The organism is Actinosynnema sp. NPDC002837 (assembly GCF_040295345.1).
Lineage (GTDB): Bacteria > Actinomycetota > Actinomycetes > Mycobacteriales > Pseudonocardiaceae > Actinosynnema.
On sequence record NZ_JBEOVG010000010.1, the window covers coordinates 91,440 to 108,916 of the forward strand.

Consider the following 17,477-nt stretch of genomic DNA (forward strand, 5'->3'; position numbering starts at 1 on the left):
GGTGGTCGACCGAGGGATCCGAGAGGGATCCTGACGGGTCAACCGACCAGCACCTTGCACCCGGTTGCCCGATCGGCCAAGGCGTCCAGCACGTCCGGTGACGTGGTTTCCGCGCCGAGCCGCACCGTCTTGTTGGTGCCGTGGTAGTCGCTGGACCCCGTGGTCAGCAGGCCCAGCTCCCCCGCCAGGCCGCGCAGCCGCACCCGCGTCGCCGGGTCGTGGTCGGGGTGGTCGACCTCGACGCCGGCCAGCCCCAGGCCGGCCAGGTCGGCCACCACCTGGTCGGTCACGATCGGGCCGCGCGAGGTCGCGAAGGGGTGTGCCAGGACGGTCACCCCGCCCGCCTCCGTGATCATCTCGATCGCCCGCGCCACGGGCGTGTCGGTGCGCGGCACGTAGTACCGGCCGCCCGTGAGGTAGCGGGCGAACGCCTCGTCGACCGTGGACACCACGCCGGCCCGGATCAACGCCATGGCGAGGTGCGGACGTCCGGCGGGCGCGTCGGTCGGCATGGCCGCCATCAGCTCGTCGGGGTCGATGGGGAACCCGTCGGCGACCATCCGCTCGGCCATCCGGCGCAGCCGGTGCCGCCGTTCGAGGCGCAGCCGCAGCTGCTCCTCGACCAGCGCGGGCGAGGTGTGGTCGTACAGGTAGGCGAGCAGGTGGACGGTGATGACCCGGCCCCGGCCGTCGTCGGAGGCACAGGACAGCTCGGCGCCGCGCACCAGCTTCAAGCCGGGTGGCAGCGCGTTGGCCGCCTCCGCCCAGCCCGCTGCGGTGTCGTGGTCGGTGAGCGCGACCGCGGTCAAGCCGGTGGCGGCCGCGGCCGCCACCAACTCCGCGGGCGTGTCGGTGCCGTCGGACTCGGTCGAGTGGGTGTGCAGGTCGATGCGCACCCTGCCAGTCTCCACGACGGCCTGCTCCGGGCTACGGCACCATCTTCTTGCCGCGCGCCGCCCGCTGCGCCTTGATCATCGAGAAGCGCTCCGCCTGGGCCTTCTTGTCGCCGAAGGTCAGCTCCGAGATGGCGTCGTAGACCTCCTCGGGGTTGGGCAGGTACTCGATCCGGTTGAGGGCCTGGATCTGACCCGCCGACTCCACGACCAGGGTGCCGAAGCCGAACATGCGCCCGAGCACCGAACGCTCGTAGGTGAGGTCGGTGACCTTGCTGATCGGCATCATGGCGACCTTGGTCTCGAAGACCCCCGAGGAGATCATGAACCTCTTGTCGGTGACGACGATCCGCTCCACCCACCACTCCATGACGAAGTAGGCCAGCCTGAGCAGCACGAACAGCGAGGCGTACCAGAGGATGTTCTGGATGATGCCCGCGTTGTCGGGCAGCAGGTACGAGATCATCATCGCGCCGGCGAGCAGCGCGCCCGCCTCGAGGAGATCCCAGAGCAGACTGCTCCAGTGCCTGCGTACCCGGATGACCCGACGCTCCGTGGGGAGCAGGTACTCGTCGGGGTCCCGTGGTGCGAACATGCCTTCGACCTCTCGCCGTGGGAGGGAGGAGCCGGTCGACTCAGAACAATTGTTTCACGAAGGTGATGAGCGCCTCAGCGGCTTCCCGCAGGGTGCCCAGGATGTTCTGCACCAGCTGAGCCGCCTGCTGAGGCTCCGCGATGAGGAAGAACAGGACCAAGCCGACCCCGGCGAAAGTGAGAATCTTCTTCAGATTCACGGTGATCAACCCCGTTCGCTACCGCACCCGTTTGGCGCCAGTGAAAACCGTTGTACCGCACTCCGCGACACGTCGGGAGATTTGTACCGCACTTGGGTCAGCGTCCTGCACCGCCAACCCGGTGTGACTACGCTTGGTAATCGTGACGGCCGAACGTGAGCCCCGGATCCGCTGTGTCGGCGGCATCGTGCACGACCCGAACGGGCGACTGCTACTCGTGAGGAGGGGCAATGCTCCAGGTGAGGGACTGTGGTCGATACCGGGTGGCCGAGTCGAGCCCGGCGAATCCGACGAGACCGCAATTGTGCGGGAACTGCGCGAGGAAACGGGACTCTCCGTGACCGTCGGGGCGTTGATCGGCAGCGTCACCCGCCCGGCGCCACGCGGTGTCTACGAGATCCACGACTACGCCTGCCAGGTGCGATCCGGCGTCCTCCGACCAGGCGACGACGCGGTGGACGCGCGCTGGGTGGACGCTGCGATCTTGGCCACACTTCCACTGACCGGGATGCTCCGCGAGACCCTCGACGCCTGGGGCCAACTCCCCCGTTCGTGATCGGCTCCCCCGATCAGGGGAGCCACACCAACCGTTGGCCGTGCGGAGCCGTCCTGGCCAACGCCTGCGCCGACCGCACCTCGCCGTCCTCGAACCGGACCAGCCCGACCACGCCGAACGCCGGCTCGTCCGCGCCGGGCCGCAGGTCGTCCCGCCCCGGCAGCACGTGGACGAGGCCCGCCGCGTACCCCTCGTGGCTCAACCACCACACCGGGCGGCCGAGCCCGCGCAGCGCGCCGACGAACTCCTCCCCCGCGACGTACGGCAGGACGTTGCTGGTCAGGACCACCAGCGGCAGGTCATCGGGCACGCGGTCGGCGGCCTTGCCGAGGTCCGCCACCGCGTCGCCGACCACGAACTCGGGCGGCGACTTGCGCTGCACGGTGGCGGCCACGCCGAACAGCCGCAGCCGCTCCGGCTGGTCGGCCCACACGCACGCCTCGAGCCACGCGTACGTGTCCTCGTCGGTCAGGTCGGCGGGCGCCCGGTCCAGCCCCACCTTGGCCGCGATCTTCACCGTTTTGGGGATCTTCGGCAGCTCCGCGCCGGGCGCGAGCTCCAGCGCGCAGTGCAGCCCGAGCGCCGCCTTGGCGGGTCCCGCGACGAGCTGGCCCGCCTGCTGGGTCTGGTAGCGGTAGCCGTACTGGTCCAGGCCGAGCAGCAGGCCGGCCGAGCAGCCGACCTCCAGCAGCCCGACCGGCCCCTTGACCCGCGCCAACGCCGGGTACACGAGCGTGGCCCGCCGCACCTCGTTGGTCTGCACGGTCCTGGTGGCGACCAGCTCGCGCACCTTGTCGGCCCGCTCCAGCACGAACTCCCGGAACAACCGCCAGGTGCTCTCGTCCGCCCCGTACGTGCCGCCCAGCGACGGGTAGTAGTTGGACAGCTCGTGGAACGGCTCGGCCTGCACCAGCCGGTGCGCCGCCGCCAGGAGCAGGGTCGCGTGCGCGAACCGCTCCGGGGCGGCGGTCAGCAGGCCGGCGACCTCCGGATCGTCGGCGGCGTGCGAGGCCAGGTGCTCGTAGAGCGGCGAGACGCCGTGCGCCTCGCTCTTCGCGAACCGGGCCAGTCGTTGCCGCACCAGATCCAGCGAGGTCACGTCACTCCTTGGGTTCGGGCCTGCCCGGCTGCTCGCCGCCGCGCGCCTCGCCGTAGGAGCGCTTGGGCACCATGACCTTCCGGCGGAACACGCAGACGACCGTTCCATCCTGTTTGTACCCGCGCGTCTCGACGTAGACCACGCCGCGGTCGTCCTTGGACTTCGACGGCGTCTTGTCCAGCACCTCGGTCTCACCGTAGATGGTGTCGCCGTGGAACGTGGGCTTGACGTGCTTGAGCGACTCCACCTCCAGGTTGGCGATGGCCTTGCCCGACACGTCGGGCACCGACATGCCCAGCAGCAGCGAGTAGACGTAGTTGCCGACGACGACGTTCTTGCCGAAGTCGGTGGTCTCCGCCGCGTAGTGCGCGTCCAGGTGCAGCGGGTGGTGGTTCATCGTGAGCAGGCAGAACAGGTGGTCGTCGTACTCGGTGACCGTCTTGCCGGGCCAGTGCTTGTAGACCGCGCCGACCTCGAACTCCTCGTAGTAACGCCCGAACTGCACCGCACGCCTCCGTTGGCCGGCTACCAGTGTGAGGTCGGTGTGATCGAGGACCACGCCGACCGGGACGACAGTGTGAGCACCGGGGGAGTACCCTCGGCAACTGGTCTGTGAGCGACTACACCGCCGCGGCCAGCCGACCCGAGGAGGTGAGGACTACCGATGAGTAACGACCCCCATCCTGCGAGTACCTCGCGCGTCCTCATCGGGGAGCCGGCTTTCCACAGCTAGGCCCAGCGGTACCGGTCGGGACGTGCCGTCGTCGTTCGTCGAGTCGACGCTCCCCACCTGGAGGACCCGTGCCCAGCTTGCCCTCGCTCGGCGGCCTGAGAGGCCGCGCGCAGGACCGACCCGCGGTGCCCATCCCCGTGCCGCTGGCGCGGTACGTCGTGGACTGCGGCGTGTACGTCGACGGCACGCGCCTGCCCGGCCGCTGGTCGCACGTCGACGCGGTCGAGGAGGTGCGCAAGCGCGGCGACGGGTTCGTCTGGATCGGGCTGCACGAGCCGGACGAGGAGCAGATCCAGGGCGTCGCGGACACGTTCGGGCTGCACGAGCTGGCCGTCGAGGACGCCGTGCACGCGCACCAGCGGCCCAAGCTCGAGCGCTACGACAACATGCTGTTCATGGTGCTCAAGACGGTCCGGTACATCCAGAACTCGTCGCCGGACACCGCCAACGAGATCGTCGAGAGCGGCGAGATCATGGTGTTCCTGGGCCGCGACTTCGTGGTGACGGTCCGGCACGGCAACCACTCGGGGCTGGCGGCCGTGCGGCGCGAGCTGGAGGAGGAGCCGGACCGGCTGCGCTCGGGGCCGGCCGCGGTGCTGTACTCGATCGCCGACCACGTGGTCGACAACTACCTCGACGTGACCGACCACATCGAGGACGACATCGACCAGATGGAGGCGCTGGTCTTCCAGCCGCGCAGCCGGGTCAGCGCCGACCAGATCTACCTGATGAAGCGCGAGGTGCTGGAGCTGCGCCGGGCGGTGATGCCGCTGGCCGTGCCGCTGCGGCGGTTGGCGGAGGGCTACACCCCGCTGATCCCCGAGCAGGTGCGCTCCTACTTCCGCGACGTGGACGACCACCTCACCGAGGTGTCCGAACGCGTGATCAACTTCGACGAGCTGCTGACCACGCTGGTCAACGCCGTGCTGGCGAAGATCACGCTCCAGCAGAACTCGGACATGCGCAAGCTCGCCGCGTGGGTGGCGATCATCTCCGTGCCGACCATGGTGGTCGGCGTGTACGGCATGAACTTCGACTACATGCCGGAGACGCACTGGAAGTACGGCTACCCCATGGTGATCGCCGTGATCCTCGTGGTCTGCCTCACCCTGTACCGAATATTCCGTCGCAACCGCTGGCTGTAGACCCCCTCCCTCCCCTTCCCGCGACGGGATGTCCCCCCATGTCCAGGATGTTCACGAACCTGCGGTTCTGGGTGCTCACCTTCCTGATCGGCTGGCTCGCCACGGTGACCCTGCTGATCGCGAACGGGAGCTGACCGCTCAGTTCCAGGGCGCGGTGTCCCAGGTGAACGGGATGCCGTGCCCCACACCCGTGCCCAGGCGCAGCGAGACGCCCGCCGGCCACAGCTTGAGCAGCAGCCGGAACTCGTACGCGCCCGCGGTGTGCGTGCGGCGCGGCTCGTAGACCAGCAGCGCCAGCGGCGCCATCGGGGTGGCCCGGGAGGCGGCGTCGGCCAGGATCGCGCGGCCCATGGCGCGGTCGGCCGGTGACACGTACTGCCAGACGACCGAGTGCCAGACGACGGTCAGCACGTCGCGCTCCGGGCGGGCCAGCTGCTCGGCCAGCCACTCGGGGCCGGTCGCCCGCCGCACCGGGACGGGGTCGAGCCGCGCGAGCTCCACGGCGGCCTGGAGGCGGTCGAAGCGGGCCTGCTGGTCGGCCCAGACGAACGACGACAGGTGCAGCCGCCCGTCCTCTGTGGACACGTCCACCGGGTTGAGGTCGCAGCCCGCGCGCCGGACCAGGCGCAGGTTGTGGCGCAGGTCGACGGGCGGCCTGCCGGTCCACCGCGGGTCGAGGGCGAACGGGCTGCCGGGGTCGCCGAACACCTCGCCGTCGACCCGGTAGGCGACGTGGTGCGGGCGCAGGTTCAGGCCGCCGGACGCGCCGACCTCCAGCAGGCGGATCGGGAACGTGGCACGCCTGCCGACCTCGGCCGCGGCCAGGTGGGTGGCGGTCTGCAGGCCGCCGAACAGGGGCGCGCTGCGGCCCGGCTCGTTGGTCTGCACGACCGTGGACGTGACCAGGGCGTGCAGCTCGTCGGTGTGCTCGTGCAGCACGGTCCGCGCGTCGTCCCAGAGCGTGTCGAGGTCGGGCCTGCCGCCGACCGTCGGGTAGTGCTTGGCCAGCGTGGGCGCGCGGCCCTCCAGGACGAGCCGGTGCAGGGCGCCGGCGAACCGCAGGCCGGGCACGGTGCCGTGCCGGTCGCACTCGGCGCCCGCCATCACCCGCGCGGTGATGCCGCCGCGGGCCAGGTCGTCCGCCGCGGCCACCAGCAGGGTGCGGGTGAGCGGGCTGTGGACTTCGCAGGCGCGGGACGCGTCGAGGAACAGCTCGGCGAGCACCCTGTGACGTTAGCCCGATTTCCCTTGTGCGGCAGGGGGAGGAAGGCGTGGTTCACCCTTTCACCGACGAGGTGTCTCCGACCGCGCCGGCGCTTAGGCTCGGTGGATGCCGAGGGTGCTCGCGGTGGCGGACGAGGTGGTCGAGGCGCTGTGGACCGACCGGGTGCGCCGCCACGACGTCGACCTCGTCGTGGCGGCCGGCGACCTGCCGTTCGACTACCTGGAGTTCCTGGCCGGCGCGTTGGACCGGCCGTGCGTGTTCGTGCCGGGCAACCACGACGCGGACCTGACCGGGTACACCGACGTCCGGGGACTGTGGACGAAGGCGGGCCTGCCGGCGCGCTGGCCCGGTCCGGCGGGCGGCGTGAACGCGGACGAGCGGGTGGTGGACGTCGCCGGGCTGCGGATCGCCGGGCTCGGCGGGTCCGTCCGGTACAGCGGCGGGCCGAACCAGTGGACCGAGCGGCAGCAGGCGCGTCGGCTGCGCCGCGTGCTGCGGGCGGCCCGGTGGCGGCGGTTGCGCGACGGGCGCGGGGTGGACGTGCTGCTCACCCACTCGCCGCCGCTGGGCTGCGGCGACGAGCCCGACCCGCCCCACCGGGGGTTCGCCTGCCTGCACGAGGCCGTGCGGCGGTTGCGGCCACCGGTCATGCTGCACGGGCACATCCACCCGCACGGCCAGGTGAAGCCGGACCGCGTGCTCGGCTCGACCCGCGTGGTGAACGTCGTGGGTTACCAGGTCTTGGACGTCCCAGTGCCCTGAGGAGGAGTGCCGTGCCCCGTGACACCGGTTTCCCGCAGGCCGACGCGGAGAACGACTTCCAGCGCGCCCGCCGCCGCCAGGTGCTGTCGCGGTTGGCCGCCTGGCTGCGCCGCGAGCCGGACGACGTGAACATCATGCTGCCGTTCCACGAGGTGGTCGAGTCGCTGGGGATGCTCGGCGAGCGGCGGCTCGGGCTGCGCGCGGTCCGGCTGGACTCGATCGTCGGCAGCGTGGACCGGACCCGTGACTTCGACCGCCGGTTCCGGCCGACGTCGGCGCGGGTGCGGGAGCGGTGGCAGCGGCTGGCGCTGGCGCAGCGGCGGGGCGAGGCGGTGCCGCCGATCGAGGTGTACCGGGTGGGTGACCTGCACTTCGTCCAGGACGGGCACCACCGGGTGTCGGTGGCGCACGCGCTGGGGCTGGAGGTGATCGACGCGTACGTGACCGAGGTCGTGACGCGGATCGCGGCGCACGGCATCCGGCACCGCGGCGACCTGATCGTGAAGGACTACCGGCGGCTGTTCCTGGAGCGGGTGCCGTTGGGCGGGCAGGCGCGGGCGGCCGTGCTGCTGTCGGACCCGTGGGACTACGCCGAGCTGGGCGAGCACGTGGAGGCGTGGGGTTTCCGGCTGATGCAGGACGAGGGCGTGCTCCTGGACCGGGCCGCGGTCGCCGGGCGCTGGTACGCCGAGGAGTACCAGCCGGTGGTCGGGATGCTGCGGCAGGCGGACCTGGTGGGCGACCGCACGGAGACCGAGGCGTACCTGTGGGTGGCGGCGGAGCGGTACCGGCTGATCCGCACGCACCGGTGGGACCCCGACGTCATCTCGACCCTGCGGTCGCGCCGCTAGCGCTGCCGTTCCAGCCGGGGCAGCGGCCGGGCCTGGTCCATCACCCGGTCGGTGTAGGTGTCGAGCAGGCGGGTCGCGACCTGCTGGCCGTACCCGAGGATCACGGCCCACAGCAGCAGCGCGGCCTGGGACGCCACGCCGATGAGGCCGGTCGTCACGCCCGCGCCCAGGCCCAGGATGCCGACCACCGCGAGCGCCGCGCCGAGCAGCACCTTGATCAGCGCCTGGTAGCCGACCATCACGTACGGCGAGAGGCTGGGCCGGCGGCGCAGGAGCAGCACGACGGCCGACAGGACCGCCCCGAACGCGCCGAACACCTGCGACAGCCACACGTCCGCGCCGGTCGCCGACTTGCCCGACGGGCACACCGTCGGCAGCTTCTCCGCGCTCACGCACATCGGGATCAGGCCGGGCTTGAGCAGGCCGATGACACCGAGCGCGGTGTTGACCACGAACAGCACCACGGACGTGGCGATCAGCTTGTTGCGCAGCGCCCGCGACCCGGCGTGGGCGAAGTCGGAGGCGTCGAACGCGGCCCTCAGCGCGTCGACCACGATCTCCCGCTCGACGGAGAGGGGGAACTCGCCGGGCCGCAGCTCCTCCAGCGCGACGCGGCGCGGGTCGTCCTCGTCGAGGTTCTCCGCGACCCGGGCCTTGAGCCCCGGCAGCCGCCCGAGGAACCCGTTGCCCGCGGCCACGACCGCGATCTCGGCCTCGTGCAGCGACCGCCAGGCGCGCTCGATGTGCCAGCCCGACCACCACGACGCGACCGTCCGCCACCGCGACTCGGCGCGCGTGATCATGTCCTCGACCGTGGCGGCCTCCTGCTCGGCCACCGCGCGCCACTGGTCGCTCTCCGGGTCGAGCGGGTCCGGCGGGCCGAGCGCGGCGAGGTCGGCGCGCACGCGGTCGAGCCGCGACTGCACCACCAGCCGCCAGTCCGTGACCCGGGGTGTGCGCGTGCCCACGTCCAGCATCGTCGCAGGAAGACCCACCGATCAGGCGATCACCCGAAGGTGTGATCACCGCGCTGGGAGCGGTTGAGGGGCGGGCAAACAGGTGAACCTGGCCGCAGAGCGGGGAAGCGCCGGTCCGCCAAGGCGCTTCCCCTGCTCCACCACCGGGTCGCGGCTCAGGCCGTGCGGCCGGGCTCCACCAGCTCGCGCAGCCGCGGCGGCATGCGCTTCTCCAGGCCGAACGGTTCCAGGTGGGCTTGGAGCACGCCGTCGAACGCCCGCTTCACCGACGCGGTGTCCCAGGTGTCGCTCTCCAGGATCGGCTGCTTGAAGTACGGGTGGCCGACGAGGTGCAGCTGCCGGCCGTTGCACCGGACGATCTGGCCCGTGATGCCGTGGGCCGCGTCGCTGAGCAGGAACAGCACGAGCGGCGCGACCTTGCCGGGGGTGCGGTCGGCGGGGATGGCCCGCAGCGAGCGCTCCGACTTCCACACCATCCGGGTGTGGGCGACCGGGCAGACGGCGTTGACCCGGATGTTGTCCCCTTCCAGGTCGAGGGCCCACGACGAGCTGAGCGAGGCCACCGCGCCTTTGGTGGCCGAGTAGGTGGCGAGTTTGCGCTGGCCGAGAAACGCCCCTGACGAAATGTTCACGATCGAGCCGTGGCCCTGCTCGCGCATCACGCGCATCGCGGCCATTCCGGTGTATATGACTCCCAGCAGGTTGACCTCGACGATCCGCCGGATGGATTCCGGCTCGTCCTCCCACGGCAGCGTCTCGTAGTTGAGCCCGGCGTTGTTGACCAGGCCGTCGACCCGGCCGAACTCGGCCTGGCACATTCCCACGATCTTCTCCGCCTCGCTGGGATCGGCCACCGTCGCCGTGCTCGCCACCGCCCGCCCGCCGTAGGCGCGGATGTGCTCGGCCACCTGTTCGGCCTGGTCAGCATCGATGTCGTTGACCACGACCGCGGCGCCGGCCTGCGCGGCGTGCATCGCGTAGGCCTCGCCCAAACCCCGTCCCGCCCCGGTGATCACGACCGCTTTGCCGTCAAGAATCCCCATCTCGCGCTCTTCTCTGTGCTCGGCGGACTCCCCTGCCCCGGGCCCTTTACGGCCGGAGTCGTTTCCGCCTTCGACCAGCGTGGGGATCGCCGGCACCCGGAGCGCCACAAATGCGACGAGGTGTGCGTTTGCTGCGCTGAATGGCCTATGGAGTTCGTCCCTGCCGATGGTCCGGACTGGTCGGCAACGGCCCGTGACCTCCGGAAACCTCCCGTTGAGCTTCGCCTGAAAGTGTGAAAGGCCGCCCCCGTCGAACCACCGGGGGCGGCCTGCCGGCGCGGTGCTCAGCCGCGGTAGGTGAGGTTGCGGCCGTTGGCCGGGTCGAACAGCTGCACCTGATCGGCGTCGAACCAGATGTCGGCCGGTTCACCCGCCACCGCGGTGGACGTCGCGGCGATCCGGGCGACCAGGGACACGCCGCCGCCGGGCACGTCGGCCGAGCCCGCGTCGGCCGCGAGCTCGGCCAGCTCCGCCGAGGTCGCCTGTTCACCCTGGAGGCTGAAATAGGCGAACTTGTCGGAGCCCATCGACTCCAGCACGTCCACGTGGTTGGTGAACGTGACGCCCTTCGAGCGAACGGCGTCGTCCACCAGCCGGGCGTCCTCGAAGTGCTCGGGCCGCAACCCCATGATCACCTCGCGGGGCGCGTCGGCGCCTTCCAGCAGCCCGCGCACCCGGTCGGTCAGCGGCACGTCGCCGAGCGCCGACCGCAGCACGCCGTGCTCCAGCGCCGCCGGCACGAAGTTCATCGCGGGCGAGCCGATGAACCCGGCGACGAACAGGTTGGCGGGGTTGTCGTAGAGCGACTGCGGCGCGCCGATCTGCTGCACCGCCCCGCCGCGCATCACCACGACCCGGTCGCCGAGGGTCATCGCCTCGGTCTGGTCGTGCGTGACGTACACCGTGGTGGTGCCGAGCCGCTTCTGCAGCCGCGACACCGACGTGCGCATCTGCACGCGCAGCTTGGCGTCGAGGTTCGACAGCGGCTCGTCCATCAGGAACGCCTTGGGGTTGCGCACGATCGCCCGCCCCATCGCGACCCGCTGCCGCTGCCCGCCGGACAGGTTCGACGGCTTGCGGTCCAGGTGGTGGGTCAGGTCCAGGATCTCGGCGGCGTCGCGGACCTTCTTCTCCACGGTCGCGTCGTCCACCTTGGCCAGCCGCAGCGGGAAGGCCATGTTCTCCTTCACGGTCATGTGCGGGTAGAGCGCGTAGGACTGGAACACCATCGCGATGTCGCGGTCCTTGGGCGCGCGCTCGTTGACCCGTTCGCCGCCGATGCGCAGCTCGCCGGACGTGATGTCCTCCAGGCCGGCGATCATGTTGAGGGTCGTGGACTTCCCGCAGCCCGACGGGCCGACCAGGATGATGAACTCGCCGTCGGCGATCTCGATGTCCACGTCCCGCACGGCCACCGCGCCGTCGGGGTACTGCTTGGTCACGCTGTCCAGAACGATCTCGGCCATTGCTTCACCCCTTGACGGCGCCGGAGGTCAACCCGGCGACGATCCGACGCTGGAAGAACAACACGAATCCGATGATCGGGATCGTGATCACCACGGCGGCCGCGGCGATCGATCCCGTCGGGTCCTCGAACTGCGAGCTGCCGGTGAAGAACGACAGCGCGACCGGCACCGTGCGCGAGCTCTCGGTCGAGGTCAGCGAGATCGCGAACAGGAAGTCGTTCCAGCAGAAGATGAACACCAGGATCGCGGTGGTGAACACACCGGGCGCGGCCAGCGGCGCGATGACCCGGCGGAACGCCTGGCCGGGCGTCGCGCCGTCCATCTTCGCCGCCTTCTCCAGCTCCCACGGGATCTCGCGGAAGAACGCCGAGAGCGTGTAGATCGCCAACGGCAGCGCGAACGTGATGTAGGGCAGGATCAGGCCGGGCCAGGTGTCGAACAACCCGAGCGACCGTTCGATCTCGAACAGCGGCGAGACCAGCGAGATCTGCGGGAACATCGCGATCAGCAGCGACACCCCGACCAGCAGCCGCTTGCCGGGGAAGTCGAGCCGGGCGATCGCGTAGGCGGCCATCGTGCCGAACACGACCGCGACGGCCGTGGCGATCAGCGCGATGCCGATCGAGTTCACCAGCGCGCGGACGAACTCCGTGGTGGCGAAGATCGCCTTGTAGTTGTCGAACGTCCACGCGCGCGGGATGAAGTTGCCGTCCGCCAAGGTCTCCTTGGTCTTGAACGACAGCGACACGATCCACAGCACCGGGACCAGCGCGTACGCCACCACCAGCACGTTCAGGACGGTCCAGCGCGCCTTGCGGCCCGTGGTCACGGCCCCGCCGATGCCCGCCATCAGCGCCTCCCCCCGCCGTCGCCGCCGGGCGCTGCGGTCCCGAACAGCTTCACGAACACGAACGCGATGATCGCCACCGCGATGAAGATCAGCACCGACATGGTGGAGCCGATGCCCAGGTTCAGGCCCTTGATCAGGTTGTTGTAGGTCAGCATCGACACCGACGACGTGCCCTGCGAGCCCGCCGTGAGCACGAACAGGTTGTCGAAGATGCGGAACGCGTCGAGCGTGCGGAACAGCAGCGCCACCAGGATCGCGGGCTTCATCACCGGGACCATGACCTTGGTGAACCGCTGCCACGCGCTCGCGCCGTCCATCGCGGCGGCCTTGAGCAGGTCGTCGGGCACCAGGGCCAGGCCCGCCATCAGCAGCAGTGCCATGAACGGCGTGGTCTTCCAGATCTCGGCCAGCGTCACGACCATGATCGCCGGGATCTTCTCGGTGAGCACCGGCTCGCCGCCCGCGAGCGTCTCGGCCAGGTAGCCGGTGCCGGGCGTCCAGGCGTAGCGCCAGGAGAACGCGGCGACGACCGTGACGATGCCGTACGGGATGAGCGTGGACGTGCGCACGATGCCCCGGCCGACCAGCGTGCGGTGCATGATCAGCGCCAGCGCCATGCCGAGCACCAGCTCGACCGCCACGGACACCACCGTGATGAGCACCGTCACCCACATGGCGTTCCACCAGTAGGGGTTGGTCAGCACGGTGACGTAGTTGTCCAGGCCGACGAACTCGGTGCGGTCCGGGAACTTCAGGTCGTAGCGCTGCAGCGACAGCCAGAACGAGTAGAGGATCGGCCAGCCGGCGACGGCGGCCATGATGAGGATCGCCGGCGCGCACAGCAGCAGGCCGAGCCGGCGTTCGGCCTTCTTGCCCTCGCTGAGCGCGGCCTTGGCCTGGGGCGACGGCTTGGGTCCGGTGGCGGCCGGTTCGGCGTCCAGCGCGTGGCTCACGGCAGCACCCCCTTCGAGTCGAGCGCGTCCTGGAGCTCGGTGCGCAGCCGGTCGGCCGTGCGCCGCGGGTCGATGTCGGCCGGAGGCGAGAGGATCGTGGAGATGACGGTCGAGACGTTCTGGTAGGCGGGGGTCCGCGGGCGGGTGCCCGCGTTCTTCAGCGTCTCCAGGATCGCTTCCTTCATCGGGTACGGCTCGGCCATCTCCGGGTCGTCGTAGACGGACTCGATGGTGGGCGGCACGCCGTCGTTGATGGCGGCGAACTTCTGGTGCTCCGCGCTGCGCAGGCACGTGATGGCGTCGAACGACTCGTCGGGGTGCCGGGAGAAGGCGCTGACCGCGTAGTTGATGCCGCCGACGGTGACCTCGGCCGGTCCGCCGTCGATGGAGGGGTAGGGCGCCCACTTCAGGTTCGGCGCGAGGTCGGGGACGGACTGCGCGGCGGCGTAGATGTAGGGCCAGTTGAGCTGGAACGCGGCCTTGCCGTTCTCCATGGCGAGGCGGGCGTCGTCCTCGGCGGCGTTGGAGAACGACGGGTCCACCACGTCGGAGGTGGCGAACTGCTTGAGCACCTCGAGCGCCTTGACCGCGCCGTCGTCCAGGACGGCCTTGGTGCCGCTCTCGTCCAGGATCTGCCCGCCGGCGGTGTTGACCAGGGTGTTGTAGAGGACGACGAGGCCCTCGTACTGCTTGCCCTGCGCGGCGACGAGGCCGGGCGTCTCGTCGTTGCCGTCCGCTTCGAGCCGCGACCCCATCTCGATCATCTCCGACCAGGTCGTCGGCGGTGTCGGCACGAGGTCGCCGCGGTACCAGAGGAGCTGGACGTTGGTGTTGTCCGGAGCGCCGTAGAGCCTGCCCTCGTAGCGGGCGGTCTCCAGCGGCGTCTCCAGCGTGCCGTCCTCGACCTGCTCCTTGGTCCGGCCGGTGAACTCCCTGATCCAGCCGGCCTCGGCCAGTTCGGCGGTCCACGTGACGTCGAGGGCCAGCACGTCCATGTCGTCGTCGCCGGCGGCGAGCCTGCGGACCAGCTGCTCGCGCTGGCCGTCCGCCTCGCGCGGGAGCTTGTGGTAGACGATCTCGTAGCCGGCGGCCCGCCCGTTGCAGTCGTCGACGATCTTCTGGAAGTTCTCCTGCGGGTACTTGTAGACGTTGATGGTGATCCCGCCGTCACCCGAACCACAGCCCGCCAGCACGGACGTCGCGATGAGCGCGGCGCCCCCTGCGGCGGCCAACCGATGACCCTTGCCCCTCATCGGTCCTGCCTCCTTCCCGACAACGGAGGAGCCAGACCGCGACGCCCGGCACCTCGTCGTGCCCACCGGTCGGCCGAACCGACCGGTGGAACGAACGTAGGCCCGGTGACCAGGTGCCGCGACCACCGGAGCCCGGAACGGCCTTACCCGGTCCGGTGGTGCGGTAAACCTCGGTCTTCGACCTCAGTCCTGGCCGGCCTTGCCGGCGTCGGAGGGGCGCATGGCGAGCTTGGCGAGCAGGTCACGGCCGCGTTCGGCCGAACGGGGCTGGCAGAGCACGTCGTAGCGGCCCGCGACGAGCTGGCTGGCGCTCTGGAAGTCGCGCTTGCCGCGGGCCGACCCGTAGCCGACTGCGGCGAAGATCAGGCCGAACGCGATGCCGACCACCAGGCCCGCGACGATGGGGCCGAGGCTGCTGCCGGGGGTGGTGTTGAACAGGCTGAGCAGGACGCCGACGAACAGGCCGAACCAGGCGCCCGAGGCCGCGCCGGTGCCCAGCACGCGGCCCCACGTGAGGCGGCCGGTGACCCGTTCGACGAGCATGAGGTCGACACCCACGATCGTGACCTCCTGGACGGGGAAGTCGTCGTCGGCGAGGAAGTCGACGGCGCGCTGCGCCTCCTCGTAGGTGCCGTACGAACCGATGGGCCAGCCGGTGGGCGGGGTGGGCAGGCGGGGAGGCACCCCGGGTCGGTTCTGGCCGGAGAAGGAACTCGTCACGGTGACCACCTCTTCGCGGTGCTGATCTCCCCATCCTGCCAACACCGGGCGACCGGCGCGAAACAGGTCGCCGGGAAGGGGTGCGAAACGTGACCTCCGCCCGGCGGCCCGCGCACCGTGCGGGGTCCTGACCGGACCGCCCGATCGTGGTGCCGACCAGGTCACCCGACCGTGGTACTGACCGATGGCGACCCGGCGATTGTGGGTCCGGCGGGTCGGTGCGTGCGTGCCGTCGGGTGGGGTGCCGTCGGTGGGTGCCGTGGGAGCTTGAAAGATCAAAAGCTTGAAAAGCATGTCCTCGCCGGACGGGCAGATCAGCAGGATGACCCCGACTGCCGCTGGATGTTGCGGGTCCGTTGTTGGTCCGGGTTTCGTGTCATCCCACCGACCTCCACAAGGGCTACCACACGTATCAAGGGGGGCGCCCGCAGTCGAAGCCGCGGGTATCGCTGAACCACGCCCCCCTTGACACGCGCGGTAGGGCTGCGCCAGGTCGGCGGGATGACACGAAGCCCTACTTTGGGAGAAGGGCATGCCAGTGGACGGTCCGGGGGTCGCCAGCGGGCGCGGGGTCGGGTGGAGCCGGGGCGTGTGCGGCCGCTGATGCCCTTACCTCCCCAAAGGGAGGGCTTCGTGTCATCCCGCCGACCTGGCTTTGCCCTACCGCACGTGTCAAGGGGGCACATCCCCACCCAACAGGAACAATGGGCTGGAACCGCCCCCTTGACGCGTGTGGTAGCCCGGAGGGAGGTCGATGGGACGACACGAAACCCGGACCAACAACGGACCCGCAGCCTGACCACCAAACCCCGTCATCCTGCTGATCTGCCCGTCCGGCGAGGACGCTTTTAAGCTTTTAAGGGCCTGAGCAGGCACAACGCCCACCCTAGGGCCGGCCGCGCGTCAACCGTGGGTCAACCGCGCGTCAGCCGCGCGACTGGTAGTCGCGCAGCAGGCCCCGGCTGATGATGGTCTTCTGGATCTCGCTGGTGCCCTCGCCGATGAGCAGGAACGGCGCCTCGCGCATCAGGCGCTCGATCTCGTACTCCTTGGAGTACCCGTAACCACCGTGGATGCGGAACGCCTCCTGGGTCACCTCGGCGCAGTACTCCGACGCGATGAGCTTGGCCATGCCGGCCTCGACGTCGTTGCGCGCGCCCGAGTCCTTCAGCCGCGCGGCGTTCACCATCATCAGGTGGGCGGCCTCGACCTTGGTCGCCATCTCGGCCAGCTTGAACGCGATGGCCTGGTGCTCCGCGATCGGCTTGCCGAAGGTCTTGCGCTGCTGCGCGTACTCGATCGCGAGCTCGAACGACCGCAGCGCGATGCCGCACGCCCGCGCCGCCACGTTCACCCGGCCGACCTCGACGCCGTCCATCATGTGCCGGAAACCCCGGCCGGTCCGGCCGCCGAGCACCTGCTCCGCCGGGATCCGGAAGCCGTCGAACACCATCTCGGTCGTGTCGACGCCCTTGTAGCCCATCTTGTCGATCTTGCCGGGGATGGTGAGGCCGGGCACGACCTCGCCGTAACCCTCGGGCTTCTCCACCAGGAACGTGGTCAGGTTCTGGTGGGCCTTCTCCGCGCCCTCGTCGGTCTTCACCAGCACGGCGGTGAGGTTGGACGTGCCGCCGTTGGTCAGCCACATCTTCTGGCCGTTGACGACGAAGTCGTCGCCGTCGCGCACGGCCCGCGTGCGGATCGCCGCCACGTCCGAGCCCAGCTCCGGCTCGGACATCGAGAACGAGCCGCGCACCTCGCCGGTCGCCATCCGCGGCAGGTACTTCGCCTGCTGCTCGGGCGTGCCGTGCTGCTTGAGCATGTGCGCCACGATGAAGTGGGTGTTGATCACACCGGACACGGACATCCAGCCGCGCGCGATCTGCTCGACGACCAGGGCGTAGGTCAGCAGCGACTCGCCGAGCCCGCCGAACTCCTCCGGGATGGTGAGCCCGAACAGGCCCATCTCCTTCATGCCCTCGACGATGTCGGCGGGGTACGTGTCGCCGTGCTCCAGCGCCTGGGCGTGCGGGATGATCTCCTTGTCCACGAAGGTGCGAACCGTCGACAGGATCTCCTCCTGGACGTCGGTCAGTCCTGCGGTCCGGGCCAGGCGCGCCATCGCGTTTCCCTTCGTAGCTCTCGGGTTACCGGCGA

Annotated in this window: 18 protein-coding genes; 4 read left to right on the forward strand and 14 right to left on the reverse strand. The window is 70.3% G+C overall.

Annotated features, from left to right (window positions below; translation table 11 throughout):
* Positions 1-38 precede the first annotated feature (38 nt).
* From ABTZ99_RS10260 to ABTZ99_RS10270, 3 genes are read right to left on the reverse strand one after another with little or no spacing between them, the layout of a single operon-like run.
* Entirely contained in the window at positions 39-896 is an 858-nt protein-coding gene (locus ABTZ99_RS10260; protein WP_498774648.1) for a PHP domain-containing protein, read from the reverse strand.
* Positions 897-927: 31 nt separating this feature from the next.
* The gene (locus tag ABTZ99_RS10265) at positions 928-1,488 is read right to left on the reverse strand and encodes a PH domain-containing protein (protein WP_073896001.1); all 561 of its coding nucleotides are present in this window, start codon (positions 1,486-1,488) and stop codon (positions 928-930) included.
* 40 nt (positions 1,489-1,528) lie between these two features.
* Entirely contained in the window at positions 1,529-1,687 is a 159-nt protein-coding gene (locus ABTZ99_RS10270) for a hypothetical protein (RefSeq protein ID WP_170185132.1), read from the reverse strand.
* A 142-nt stretch (positions 1,688-1,829) separates the two neighbouring features.
* On the opposite strand from ABTZ99_RS10270, the gene ABTZ99_RS10275 reads away from it, so the two are divergent.
* Entirely contained in the window at positions 1,830-2,243 is a 414-nt protein-coding gene (locus tag ABTZ99_RS10275; RefSeq protein ID WP_498774424.1) for an NUDIX hydrolase, read from the forward strand.
* Positions 2,244-2,256: 13 nt separating this feature from the next.
* Here ABTZ99_RS10275 and ABTZ99_RS10280 read toward each other — a convergent pair whose 3' ends face one another.
* Together ABTZ99_RS10280 and ABTZ99_RS10285 are read right to left on the reverse strand one after the other, a co-directional pair.
* Positions 2,257-3,342, reverse strand: a complete 1,086-nt coding sequence (locus ABTZ99_RS10280) for a DUF2332 domain-containing protein (protein WP_499610171.1) — start codon at positions 3,340-3,342, stop codon at positions 2,257-2,259.
* Position 3,343: 1 nt separating this feature from the next.
* The gene (locus tag ABTZ99_RS10285) at positions 3,344-3,847 is read right to left on the reverse strand and encodes a MaoC family dehydratase (RefSeq protein WP_498774420.1); all 504 of its coding nucleotides are present in this window, start codon (positions 3,845-3,847) and stop codon (positions 3,344-3,346) included.
* Positions 3,848-4,143: 296 nt separating this feature from the next.
* On the opposite strand from ABTZ99_RS10285, the gene corA reads away from it, so the two are divergent.
* Positions 4,144-5,220, forward strand: a complete 1,077-nt coding sequence (gene corA / locus ABTZ99_RS10290; protein ID WP_498774418.1) for a magnesium/cobalt transporter CorA — start codon at positions 4,144-4,146, stop codon at positions 5,218-5,220.
* A gap of 138 nt (positions 5,221-5,358) precedes the next feature.
* Here the strand turns inward: corA and ABTZ99_RS10295 are convergent, their stop codons facing one another.
* Entirely contained in the window at positions 5,359-6,444 is a 1,086-nt protein-coding gene (locus ABTZ99_RS10295) for a DUF2332 domain-containing protein (RefSeq protein ID WP_498774416.1), read from the reverse strand.
* 106 nt (positions 6,445-6,550) lie between these two features.
* Between ABTZ99_RS10295 and ABTZ99_RS10300 the strand changes: the two genes are divergently transcribed.
* Both ABTZ99_RS10300 and ABTZ99_RS10305 read left to right on the forward strand, forming a co-directional pair.
* Positions 6,551-7,207, forward strand: coding sequence for a metallophosphoesterase family protein (locus ABTZ99_RS10300; protein ID WP_498774414.1), 657 nt, complete (start codon positions 6,551-6,553; stop codon positions 7,205-7,207).
* 11 nt (positions 7,208-7,218) lie between these two features.
* On the forward strand, positions 7,219-8,058 hold the full coding sequence (locus tag ABTZ99_RS10305; protein WP_498774412.1) for a chromosome partitioning protein ParB: 840 nt from the start codon (positions 7,219-7,221) through the stop codon (positions 8,056-8,058).
* Here ABTZ99_RS10305 and ABTZ99_RS10310 read toward each other — a convergent pair.
* From ABTZ99_RS10310 to ABTZ99_RS10345, 8 genes are all read right to left on the reverse strand, one after another.
* On the reverse strand, positions 8,055-9,026 hold the full coding sequence (locus ABTZ99_RS10310) for a hypothetical protein (protein WP_498774410.1): 972 nt from the start codon (positions 9,024-9,026) through the stop codon (positions 8,055-8,057). The two genes, ABTZ99_RS10305 and ABTZ99_RS10310, sit on opposite strands and share 4 nt — an antisense overlap.
* Before the next feature lie 164 nt (positions 9,027-9,190).
* Positions 9,191-10,078 (reverse strand): SDR family NAD(P)-dependent oxidoreductase, encoded by an 888-nt coding sequence (locus ABTZ99_RS10315; protein WP_498774408.1) that lies wholly within the window; start codon positions 10,076-10,078, stop codon positions 9,191-9,193.
* 284 nt (positions 10,079-10,362) lie between these two features.
* Positions 10,363-11,544, reverse strand: coding sequence for an ABC transporter ATP-binding protein (locus ABTZ99_RS10320; RefSeq protein ID WP_499610178.1), 1,182 nt, complete (start codon positions 11,542-11,544; stop codon positions 10,363-10,365).
* 4 nt (positions 11,545-11,548) lie between these two features.
* Positions 11,549-12,394: a carbohydrate ABC transporter permease gene (locus ABTZ99_RS10325; RefSeq protein WP_498774404.1), complete on the reverse strand. Its 846-nt coding sequence runs from the start codon at positions 12,392-12,394 to the stop codon at positions 11,549-11,551.
* Positions 12,394-13,347: a carbohydrate ABC transporter permease gene (locus tag ABTZ99_RS10330; protein WP_499610181.1), complete on the reverse strand. Its 954-nt coding sequence runs from the start codon at positions 13,345-13,347 to the stop codon at positions 12,394-12,396. Before ABTZ99_RS10330 ends, ABTZ99_RS10325 begins: the two co-directional genes overlap by 1 nt.
* Positions 13,344-14,600 carry an ABC transporter substrate-binding protein gene (locus ABTZ99_RS10335; protein WP_499610184.1) on the reverse strand — a complete coding sequence of 419 codons (1,257 nt, stop codon included), beginning with the start codon at positions 14,598-14,600 and terminating at the stop codon, positions 13,344-13,346. The genes ABTZ99_RS10330 and ABTZ99_RS10335 overlap by 4 nt, the downstream gene beginning before the upstream one ends.
* Positions 14,601-14,783: 183 nt before the next feature.
* Entirely contained in the window at positions 14,784-15,329 is a 546-nt protein-coding gene (locus ABTZ99_RS10340; RefSeq protein ID WP_498774398.1) for a YflT domain-containing protein, read from the reverse strand.
* A 916-nt stretch (positions 15,330-16,245) separates the two neighbouring features.
* Complete coding sequence (locus ABTZ99_RS10345) at positions 16,246-17,442, reverse strand: acyl-CoA dehydrogenase family protein (RefSeq protein ID WP_498774396.1); 1,197 nt, start codon at positions 17,440-17,442, stop codon at positions 16,246-16,248.
* Between the last annotated feature and the right edge of the window lie 35 nt (positions 17,443-17,477).